The sequence below is a fragment of the Klebsiella sp. CN_Kp100 genome, assembly GCF_040065315.1.
GTDB lineage: Bacteria > Pseudomonadota > Gammaproteobacteria > Enterobacterales > Enterobacteriaceae > Klebsiella > Klebsiella oxytoca.
This window is the reverse complement of the sequence record NZ_JBEAIJ010000012.1, coordinates 1-4,781: the sequence shown is the minus strand read 5'-3', so window position 1 is coordinate 4,781 and position 4,781 is coordinate 1. Positions and strand designations below refer to the sequence as shown.

Genomic DNA, 4,781 nt, shown 5'->3' with positions numbered 1-4,781 from the left:
CGGCTACCGGTGCCACCCGCCATAATCACAGGAAGTAACATGATAAAATCCTTAAATAAATAATCATTTTGTTTACTATCAATCAACGGCACACGTTTGGCTTCAGGCTGGATTTTGCGCACGCTACCGCCCTTGGCTTTCGCTACCAAATTGCGTCGGGCCTTATTGTTGTACCCACTCTCTTACGGCGTTAATGCAGTAGCTGCGTTAGCGCCAGGTGAGTCGTTCCCCAGACCGGCTAAGCACTTCGGCGCTTAACGATCTGCCTGAAAGCTTAATCATTCTAAAAACAGAGATATGTTGGCGAACATATCTCTGTTTTCATCCGTAATCGCACCATCACACGCGCAAAAAACGCAGAGTACTTTCGCCGTTTCCGTAAGGGCTATCCATCAGGACTTTCTCATTTAGTAAGGATAGAACACTGCCGCTGTCGGCAGACGCATTGGCGGAAAGAGATGCTTTGCAGGCGTAGAGAGAAGCGAGAGAAATACGCTGAATGGCGATGTTAACGGCAGCGCTGCGGGAGAATGCCAGAACACTCTGGATACCAGTGGAGGCTGAGCAGAACGGATTGACTCTCTTTTTTAGCATTACGCTCACGATATGTTCCAGAAGATGGGATGGGTGGTTCATATCTCGACAACACATACACCATACAAACGAATTATCTGCGAAGTATACGCGTTGGCCTAAAAGAATAAAAATGAAAAAGCTCAATGAAAAATAAATTCAACAGATGAACTTCAGGCCTGGCTTTTTTCCACCCTCACTCAGATGCTTAGGAAATAAAAATAAAATCAACAACTTAAAAACAAGCTCGGATTTTAGCTTGGTTTTTCCGAATGATCATGCATGAAACGTAAGCAAATTCATAAATCACGACAATATGAATTCAATTTATTTCATCTCGAAAAAAAGATCACATTGTGAACAGAGAAATCATTACCAGCCATAAAGACCACAGAGTTATTATTTGCCAGCTAACCTAAATACATGATAATCATTATTATTTACGACATTCTCTGGCGGGGAAGGCTCTTATGAAATGCTTCTCTCAAGCTTTTGCTGGCGACAACTTAACCGCTAACGGTAAAGCAGGTGATCCCTACAGCAAGCCAGTGTAAAATCGGCAATTATATATAGCGGGGCAAAGTGAACCCGGAGGATAAATATGAAGTTTTTAGTGACTGGAGCCGCAGGATTCATCGGTTTTCATGCGTGCAAACGCCTTCTGCAGGCGGGTCATGAGGTTGTCGGACTCGACAACATGAACGATTACTATGATGTCAATCTGAAGCAGGCCCGGCTGGATTTGCTGCAATCCCCCCTGTTCAGTTTTCATAAAATCGATCTGGCGGATCGTGAAGGTATTGCCCAACTTTTTGCTCATGAGAAATTTAACCGGGTGATCCACCTTGCTGCCCAGGCCGGCGTTCGCTACTCGCTGGAAAATCCGTTCGCTTATGCTGATTCCAATCTGATTGGTTATCTGAACATTCTTGAAGGCTGCCGACAAAATCACGTTGAGCATTTGCTGTATGCCTCATCGAGCTCGGTTTATGGTTTAAACCGCAAGATGCCATTCTCAACCGACGATTCGGTTGACCATCCGGTTTCTCTCTACGCCGCTACGAAGAAAGCAAATGAGCTGATGGCGCACACCTACTCTCACCTTTATGGTATTCCGACCACCGGATTGCGATTCTTTACCGTCTATGGCCCGTGGGGCCGTCCGGACATGGCGCTGTTCAAGTTCACAAAAGCCATGCTGGAAGGAAAGAGTATTGATGTCTACAACTACGGCAAGATGAAGCGCGACTTCACCTACATCGATGATATCGTCGAGGCGATTGTACGGATGCAGGACATTATCCCGCAGCCCAATCCTGAATGGACCGTTGAGACAGGTTCTCCGGCTGACAGCTCTGCGCCCTATCGTGTGTATAACATCGGGAACAGCTCACCGGTTGAGCTGATGGATTACATCACTGCGCTGGAAGAAGCGCTGGGTATGGTCGCGGAAAAGAATATGATGCCTATTCAACCAGGCGATGTGCTTGAGACCAGCGCGGATACAAAGCCGCTGTATGATATGGTGGGATTCAGACCGCAAACAACGGTCAGTCAGGGGGTGAAGAACTTCGTTGACTGGTATAAGGCATATTATAAGGTGTAATGCCCCCGGGCAATGCGCATGCTATTAAGCCGCAGCGGCACCCCGCTGCGGCTTTTCTGTTTGGTAGGCCATGTTGAGCAATCTTACGATTCTGTCGGTAACAGAGCAGGCTGGGCAAAGTGGCGCGGAACAGCCCATACCGTACATTAACGAAACCTGAATCTGGTAAAAACAAAATATCACCAGAAGCCGAATACAGCCCTTCCCTTACGCTATCTGAAGAGCATTAGCTTAGACAGATTATCATCCCCAGAGGGTCTGGCTGGCATTTAAGTCTGTTACAGATCGTTTATTCATAGCAGAAGCCATAAAAAAGATTTATTCACTTTCCTGTAAAAAAGCCACAACCTCCATATAGGAATTTTCTTAATTCCAGGATATGTTAAGCATGTCAGGGCGGACTTTGTCAGAAGTATTAGTTCGCAAGCAAATGGATTTATCACATTCCTTTCATTCTGGTACGAATTATGGCAAACATAATTTTCTTAGCAGTTGCTGCCATCCTGTTGATTGTTTCCGTTTATTTTCTGATTTCTTATATTAAGGACCAGAAAAAAACCAAGCTGACATTTAACAAGCGAAAGTGGTGAAAAGAAAACTTAATATAATTATAATACTGGCATAGGAAATAATAATATAAAATACTGCCAGCAGTGGAGATACGTTCCGTCTTTACAGCTGGCGCTGGAAGCTATTTTATAAAAGTTATTAGAATCGGAAACAACATCCCAGACATCAGGATGATTTTTTATACCCACGGCTAACTCATGCATACCATGCCTCCCCCTGAACGATCCCGAAGCGTCGGTTTAAACTGGAATCTAAATCTCATCGTATTCCAGGGCAGGATGCTGTACATCGGCAGGAACTTATAAACAACAAAAGCCTGCAAGCAGGCTCTGTTTTACCTTCCGGCGCTTATCTCCAGCGTCTACATCTCAGTGACGGTAGCTCTTCACAAGGTGAATTTAACATATCCGACCTCAATGATTGCGACAAGATGAACAATTGAAGAATTTAAGCGGGGTCACGTTTTTTAAGGGGATATGGTTTGGGTGAAGGAACGGTGAGACTGGCAAGAGAAATGCGTAATCATTTAGAGGGGGAGGAAAGCGGTGGCCGGCAGCTGCTGCTCCCGGCCAGAAGACAGATTAGTCACTGCCAAATAAATCGCGGGTATATACCTTATCAGCAACATCCGACAGCTCTTCAGCCATACGGTTAGAGACAATCACATCAGCTTCTTGTTTGAACGCCTCAAAATCGCGAACTACGCGGGAATTGAAGAATTCATCTTCCTGCATAACCGGTTCATAGATAATAACCGGAATACCTTTAGCCTTAATACGCTTCATGATGCCCTGAATTGAGGAAGCGCGGAAGTTATCAGAACCACTCTTCATGATCAGGCGATAGATCCCAACGACCTTAGGCTTACGCGCCAGGATGGAGTCAGCAACGAAATCTTTACGCGTGCGGTTAGCGTCAACGATGGCGCCAATAATATTATTCGGTACAGATTCGTAGTTCGCAAGCAGCTGCTTGGTATCTTTCGGCAGGCAGTAACCACCGTAGCCAAAGGACGGGTTGTTATAGTGGTTACCAATACGCGGGTCGAGGCACACGCCTTCGATAATCTGCTTACTGTTCAGGCCCTGGCTCTCAGCGTAGCTATCCAGTTCATTGAAATAAGCCACGCGCAGCGCCAGATAGGTATTGGCAAATAATTTGATTGCTTCAGCTTCGGTAGAATCAGTAAACAGCGTCGGGATATCCTGCTTGATCGCCCCTTCTTTCAGGAGGTTAGCAAAACGTTCCGCGCGTTCCGAACGCTCGCCAATAACGATACGCGACGGGTGCAGGTTGTCATAGAGCGCGCGGCCTTCACGAAGGAACTCTGGAGAGAAAATAACATTATCAATGCCCAGGCGCTCTTTAATATCACGAGTAAAACCAACGGGGATGGTTGATTTAATGATCATGACCGCATCAGGGTTAATCTCAGTAACATCGCGAATAACGGCTTCAACGGTCGACGTATTGAAGTAGTTCGTTTTCGGATCGTAGTCAGTCGGCGTGGCGATAATGACATAATCTGCATTGCGATAAGCATCATGCTTGTCAGTTGTTGCGCGAAAATTCAACGGTTTTTCCGCCAGGTATTCCTGAATCTCCTTATCGACAATCGGAGAAATCTTTTGGTTAATCATATCAACTTTGGATTGAATGATATCCAGCGCCACCACTTCGTGGTTTTGCGCAATCAGGATGCCATTCGATAAACCGACATAACCGGTACCGGAAATAGTAATTTTCATTCGATCACACTTTAATCAGTTAACTGGACGGCGGCATATTAGCCACCCTGGTAATCAACACTTGTGGCGGTTTTACTCTCAGAAAGATGGGAAGTCAAGAAAGAGCCACACGGTGACGCATAATTCCACACATCTGCCCTTTGGTTTCAAGCAGAATAATTTCTATTTAAGTAAAGCTAATATTTCTTCTGTTTTAGCCTTCATTAATTCCTTATCAGCTTTTGACTCGACGTTGAGACGCACTACCGGCTCGGTGTTCGAGCTGCGCAGGTTAAAACGCCACT

The 4,781-nt window shown here is 45.6% G+C and carries 4 protein-coding genes and 1 pseudogene; 2 read left to right on the top strand and 3 right to left on the bottom strand.

Going from position 1 to position 4,781, the window contains the following annotated elements; genetic code table 11:
• Positions 1-339: 339 nt before the first annotated feature.
• Complete coding sequence (locus ABLV12_RS08670) at positions 340-603, bottom strand: hypothetical protein (protein ID WP_156529680.1); 264 nt, start codon at positions 601-603, stop codon at positions 340-342.
• A 571-nt stretch (positions 604-1,174) separates the two neighbouring features.
• Here ABLV12_RS08670 and ABLV12_RS08665 point away from each other — a divergent pair.
• Both ABLV12_RS08665 and ABLV12_RS08660 read left to right on the top strand, forming a co-directional pair.
• Positions 1,175-2,179, top strand: a complete 1,005-nt coding sequence (locus ABLV12_RS08665) for an NAD-dependent epimerase (RefSeq protein WP_348866978.1) — start codon at positions 1,175-1,177, stop codon at positions 2,177-2,179.
• Positions 2,180-2,646: 467 nt separating this feature from the next.
• Positions 2,647-2,769: a small membrane protein gene (locus ABLV12_RS08660; RefSeq protein WP_004138729.1), complete on the top strand. Its 123-nt coding sequence runs from the start codon at positions 2,647-2,649 to the stop codon at positions 2,767-2,769.
• Positions 2,770-3,330: 561 nt separating this feature from the next.
• Here the strand turns inward: ABLV12_RS08660 and ugd are convergent.
• Both ugd and ABLV12_RS08650 read right to left on the bottom strand, forming a co-directional pair.
• Complete coding sequence (ugd, locus tag ABLV12_RS08655; RefSeq protein WP_004103677.1) at positions 3,331-4,497, bottom strand: UDP-glucose 6-dehydrogenase; 1,167 nt, start codon at positions 4,495-4,497, stop codon at positions 3,331-3,333.
• 162 nt (positions 4,498-4,659) lie between these two features.
• Positions 4,660-4,781: pseudogene (locus ABLV12_RS08650) on the bottom strand (phosphomannomutase); the annotation flags it as partial.

Coding starts and splice junctions, on each gene's coding strand:
- ABLV12_RS08665 (WP_348866978.1), top strand. CDS start 1,175: ATGAAGTTTTTAGTGACTGGAGCCGCAGGATTCATCGGTTTTCATGCG.
- ABLV12_RS08660 (WP_004138729.1), top strand. CDS start 2,647: ATGGCAAACATAATTTTCTTAGCAGTTGCTGCCATCCTGTTGATTGTT.
- ugd (WP_004103677.1), bottom strand. CDS start 4,497: ATGAAAATTACTATTTCCGGTACCGGTTATGTCGGTTTATCGAATGGC.